Source organism: Gilliamella intestini (assembly GCF_900094935.1).
In the GTDB taxonomy this organism is placed as follows: domain Bacteria; phylum Pseudomonadota; class Gammaproteobacteria; order Enterobacterales; family Orbaceae; genus Gilliamella; species Gilliamella intestini.
Genome location: NZ_FMBA01000080.1, coordinates 1 through 4,163 on the forward strand (window position 1 = coordinate 1; position 4,163 = coordinate 4,163).

General features: G+C 35.4%; 7 protein-coding genes and 2 pseudogenes. All 9 read right to left on the reverse strand.

Going from position 1 to position 4,163, the window contains the following annotated elements; translation table 11 throughout:
* Window positions 1-268, reverse strand: a pseudogene (locus tag GA0061080_RS11855) (helix-turn-helix domain-containing protein); the annotation flags it as partial.
* 67 nt (window positions 269-335) lie between these two features.
* Window positions 336-677 (reverse strand): annotated as a pseudogene (locus GA0061080_RS11860) (PBSX family phage terminase large subunit); the annotation flags it as partial.
* A 23-nt stretch (window positions 678-700) separates the two neighbouring features.
* The gene (locus GA0061080_RS11865; protein ID WP_091126023.1) at window positions 701-1,096 is read right to left on the reverse strand and encodes a DNA-packaging protein; all 396 of its coding nucleotides are present in this window, start codon (window positions 1,094-1,096) and stop codon (window positions 701-703) included.
* Window positions 1,097-1,105: 9 nt separating this feature from the next.
* The gene (locus tag GA0061080_RS11870) at window positions 1,106-1,612 is read right to left on the reverse strand and encodes a Rha family transcriptional regulator (protein WP_209435840.1); all 507 of its coding nucleotides are present in this window, start codon (window positions 1,610-1,612) and stop codon (window positions 1,106-1,108) included.
* Window positions 1,613-1,895: 283 nt separating this feature from the next.
* Entirely contained in the window at window positions 1,896-2,312 is a 417-nt protein-coding gene (locus GA0061080_RS11875) for a hypothetical protein (RefSeq protein WP_091126027.1), read from the reverse strand.
* 160 nt (window positions 2,313-2,472) lie between these two features.
* Entirely contained in the window at window positions 2,473-2,721 is a 249-nt protein-coding gene (lysC, locus tag GA0061080_RS13335) for an Rz1-like lysis system protein LysC (protein WP_439330229.1), read from the reverse strand.
* Complete coding sequence (locus GA0061080_RS11880; RefSeq protein ID WP_091126031.1) at window positions 2,642-2,971, reverse strand: DUF2570 family protein; 330 nt, start codon at window positions 2,969-2,971, stop codon at window positions 2,642-2,644. The genes lysC and GA0061080_RS11880 overlap by 80 nt, the downstream gene beginning before the upstream one ends.
* 67 nt (window positions 2,972-3,038) lie before the next feature.
* A complete protein-coding gene (locus GA0061080_RS11885) occupies window positions 3,039-3,572 on the reverse strand; it encodes a lysozyme (protein WP_091126035.1) in 534 nt (177 codons plus the stop codon).
* Window positions 3,532-3,756: a phage holin family protein gene (locus GA0061080_RS11890; RefSeq protein ID WP_091126039.1), complete on the reverse strand. Its 225-nt coding sequence runs from the start codon at window positions 3,754-3,756 to the stop codon at window positions 3,532-3,534. The genes GA0061080_RS11885 and GA0061080_RS11890 overlap by 41 nt, the downstream gene beginning before the upstream one ends.
* Window positions 3,757-4,163 lie beyond the last annotated feature (407 nt).

Genomic DNA, 4,163 nt, shown 5'->3' on the forward strand with positions numbered 1-4,163 from the left:
CGATGTTGCCCATAAGCTGGATATTCATAGGCCATATTGACAACGGCTTGTTCTATATGTGGCTCTACCCGATTTTTTTCGATAGGCTTTTTACGACTGATTTCTTGAAGCGTAAGCTCACCCCCTTGCTCATACAATTTTTTAAAGCGATAATAACTATCTCGACTGTGTATCCCATGACTTTGCAAGCTTGTTGAACGTTACCGAGTTGCTTAGCTAATTCTAGCAGTCCTAATTTAGGTTTAATGATTTTGGCGGTTTGATTCATTTCTGACTCTCCTTTTTGTGTTATAAAATAACTCAAATGTCAGATTAAGTAAAGATTATTACACATTAGCAAAGCCAAAATCAGCACCGAACAATAAACGGTCGGCTTGTTTGTGCAGGTTGTCATCAAATTCTTCAACAACATATCGACCACTTAAAACTTGTTTATCTGAGTTTTCGAGATAAGCACCCTCCCACACCCAAGCATATGATGCGTAATCAAGTCTAGCCAAATCGTTTAATCGTTCTTGCTCTAAAACGTCGGGGAAAAAAGGATTATCGTTATAATTCATCTCAATGATAATCGCATTCTCTGGCGGTTTTTGCCTAAACCTTATATCTGTTGGGCTTCCCTCGGTTTCAGGGTTCCACGTCACCCATATTTCGGAATTAGTTTCACGAACAGTCGGAATTTGTGCTGTGGTCATAACGTTTACTCTGCGGGTGTGACTAGCTCTATTCGTGTTGGTTTTGGTGACATCGAGCCATCTGATGATTGATGGTCTATTTCTTGTTTTTCGCTATAGCCATGATTAGATAGCATCAGCTTTGTAATGGTTGGATTGAATGAGCTAGTTAGCCCACCATTTATTAGTTTATTCTCTTGTAACGTTTTAATTGCTTCTAGCGTGTCGGAAAACTCTTTGTTTTGTTTTGCGTATTCATACATTGATGACTTGTGCTTACCAAGATAACAAGCAAGACCTGCAACACTTGGCACTACATCCCCAAATGTTTCGTAGCCCCCAAGTAAGTATTCTTTAGCCCTAATTAAACACTCGGCTAGTTCACTTGGGCGACCCACTTTTTTCTTTTCGCCCTTTTTCATAATCTTTCCTTAAATTAATAATTGAATTTGTGATTGCTCTTGTAGTTTTTGCATCCTATGTGCTAACTCTGGCTTTTTCTCTTTACCCCAACGTCTTAATAAGCGACCTGACATACTAGCTACATCTTTTTCTTTCATGTACTCAAGCATTAAGTCATTATGTTGTTTTAAATAACTGTTTTGCATCGAGTGAAGCTGTTCAGCCATCCAGTTAAATGCGTCGATGTAAGCTTCTTTAATTTGCGCAGCTTTCTCTCCAGTAAACCCCATAATTAAAAATATGCAGCCATCTTTGGTAAGATTGTACATTTCCCTAGCCTCGCCTTTTTCATCAATATAATTAACGGGCACAAAATTGCGCTCGTTAAACTTCTTCGAGCAATTTAGATTTCTAATTGCCCTTAATATTGTTTTATGCTTTCTTCCAAAATATTTGGCAACTTTTAAAGATGTCGTCATTACTTGATTACCTTGTAAAGTAACCATTTCGTTAAAATCGAATTTAATAATATTCATATTATGTCCTCTATAGAATGAGCCTAAGTCACACAGAATAAACAGCCCCAAGAGTTCAGACATTAGCTGTCATTCTCTCAGGCTCATTCTGTAAAGCTCTTGGTTAATATTTGCCGTGTGATGGCATTATGATTGATTGAAAATTGATTTAAATTTATTCGACTTGTAGATATCGATTTTACAAGTCGGGGAGATGAAATTAAGTGGTGTTATAGGAACTCAAAGAAAATGGCATAAAAAAACCGCAATTAAGCGGTTTTTGTGGATTCTATTATGTATTGCTTTACTTATTTTCTTCAGGGCATGGATGATAATATCTAAGTGTAAATCTAACTAAAAAATATAAATCCTCATCACCATATTTCTTAATTGGTTCACCATTAAATAAGTTTGTATATTGGTTCATCAACTTTTTAACTTCAGGTGATTGTAATGCCGATTTTGCACAGTAAATTTTAGGTAACCCTTTTTGTTCACGTGCTATATTTTCCCAATTAAATGTATTAACAATCCCAGATAAATACGCTGCACCAAATGATTGGGCTCTCTCGTCTTTAGAGGATATAAAATTATTAAAATCATTGTAAGAAATATAACCTTTTATAAGATACGGATTTATCCAATCATCTTTTTTAGCGTTATCTGCAAATACAATAAAGGAAAATAAAGTTAATATAAAGCAATATAATATTTTTTTCATAAACAATCATCCAAACAATAAGATGATTTATTATACCATTACCATTCAAAGAATAACATACTTAGAGTTAGTGTCATTTCTAAGTGTAATTGATTAAATATGCAGTTATTTTTTATAACTGCCCGTGAATTTTTATAATTTATGCAGTAAAAGTGAATAGTTATTTATTAATTTCCCTTATCGCCCTTTTATCTGTATTACACTGTCTAAGTTCATTAAGTAATTCAGTGTACAGAACAGGGCACTGTCCCCAAGTGATTCGCTTATCAATATGAGGCTCGTTATTTGGCTGTGTTAATGATGCAGGAATATTGCATTGATAAACGTACTCAGTTTTTACCGCTCCGCATCCAGTCAGACACGTTACTAGGCATAAAATCATTAGCACATTGATTATTTTTAAGCGCATCTTTCATTTGCTCTTGAAGTTGTTTAATTGACATAGCGTCTTGAGCTTTTTCTTGCTCTCGTTGCGCTATGATTTGATTGTTTTTAGCGATACTCTGCTCTAACTGTTCGATTTTTCCGAACAGTTCAGCGTTTTCAATTTGCAATCGTTTTTTCTCGTGATAGTTGTTGTAACCGAAATAGACAGTAAAGGCAAAAGCAGCAATGATTAATGCCGTGTTCGCTATATTTACTTTAGACAATTTGAACATGATGAATCACTCAACAATAACGATACAAATAAAAACCAACCCCAGCCATCAATACTCTTGACTGCCATTATTGATGCGATAACGAAGCATATGATAGACATAATGCTTTCTCCTTTTCTCGTCTGATTACTAAGCCATTCAAAACCTGACCACCTGCTTTATTCCATTTCGGAAACTCATTACAAGCCGCTTTATAATCGCCGTTGTTCAGATGCTTATACATTGTTGAAGTGCGCATATTCGAGCAGCCGCAATTAAACGTAATCGAAGTAACAGCATCAAAAACGGGTTGAGGTAGGTGAAAACCATTAGCATAGCGATTAACGCACATTTCTGCTGTTTTGATATCACCTACCCAACGTTTTGCTATTTCCTCGTCTGTGTAAGCTTTTTGCTGAATGTTACCCGTTGAGCCAATACCAACCGTTAATACATTAGCAGGACAATAATATGGCTCTCTTACACATGATTCAGCGTTGCCGATTATTTCAAGCCCTGCTTTGCTCGTTCTGATTTCGTCTGAGTAATTAGCAATAACAATACCAATGATTACCGAAACACTACAAATCGCACTCGTCGCTATTCTTGTTGTGTTTTTCATAGTATTGCTCTCTCAAGTTCTTTTTGTGATAGAAATCTCGGCGTTTATACAACCAGTTAATGATAAATGTCGCTATTGATAAAATAATACCGACAATAATGGCAATATCATTTAAGCTAAGCGCACCTAAAAGCGTGCATAAAACACCCCAGAAATAAGATATCGGTGAAGTGTATTTTTCCATGATGAATATTCTTGTTAGTTAATGATGTGACAGCGTACTAGCTATATTGAGTTGTGCGTGTGTCTAGCTTTGCTGTCGATTCGATGTTGAGTGAATTACTCAAAATTTAGACATAAAAAAAACCGCAATTAAGCGGCTTCATTTAATAATTTTATTCGGTAATAAATCTATAAAAATTAAAATTTTTAGGTAAATAGTGTTGACTTTGTTATAGGTTAACCTATAACAATAACCATCAACAAGACGTTGATAAAGCAACCCCTCAGCTTTCGATGAGGGCTTAAGGAGAAGAAAAAATGAAATTTTTAATCATATTTCTTCTACTACTTGTAAGTTTTCCGGCTTTTTAAGTAGTATCAAAGGTGGGGCGAAAGCCCTACCGATGACCTTAAATATATCAATTGACA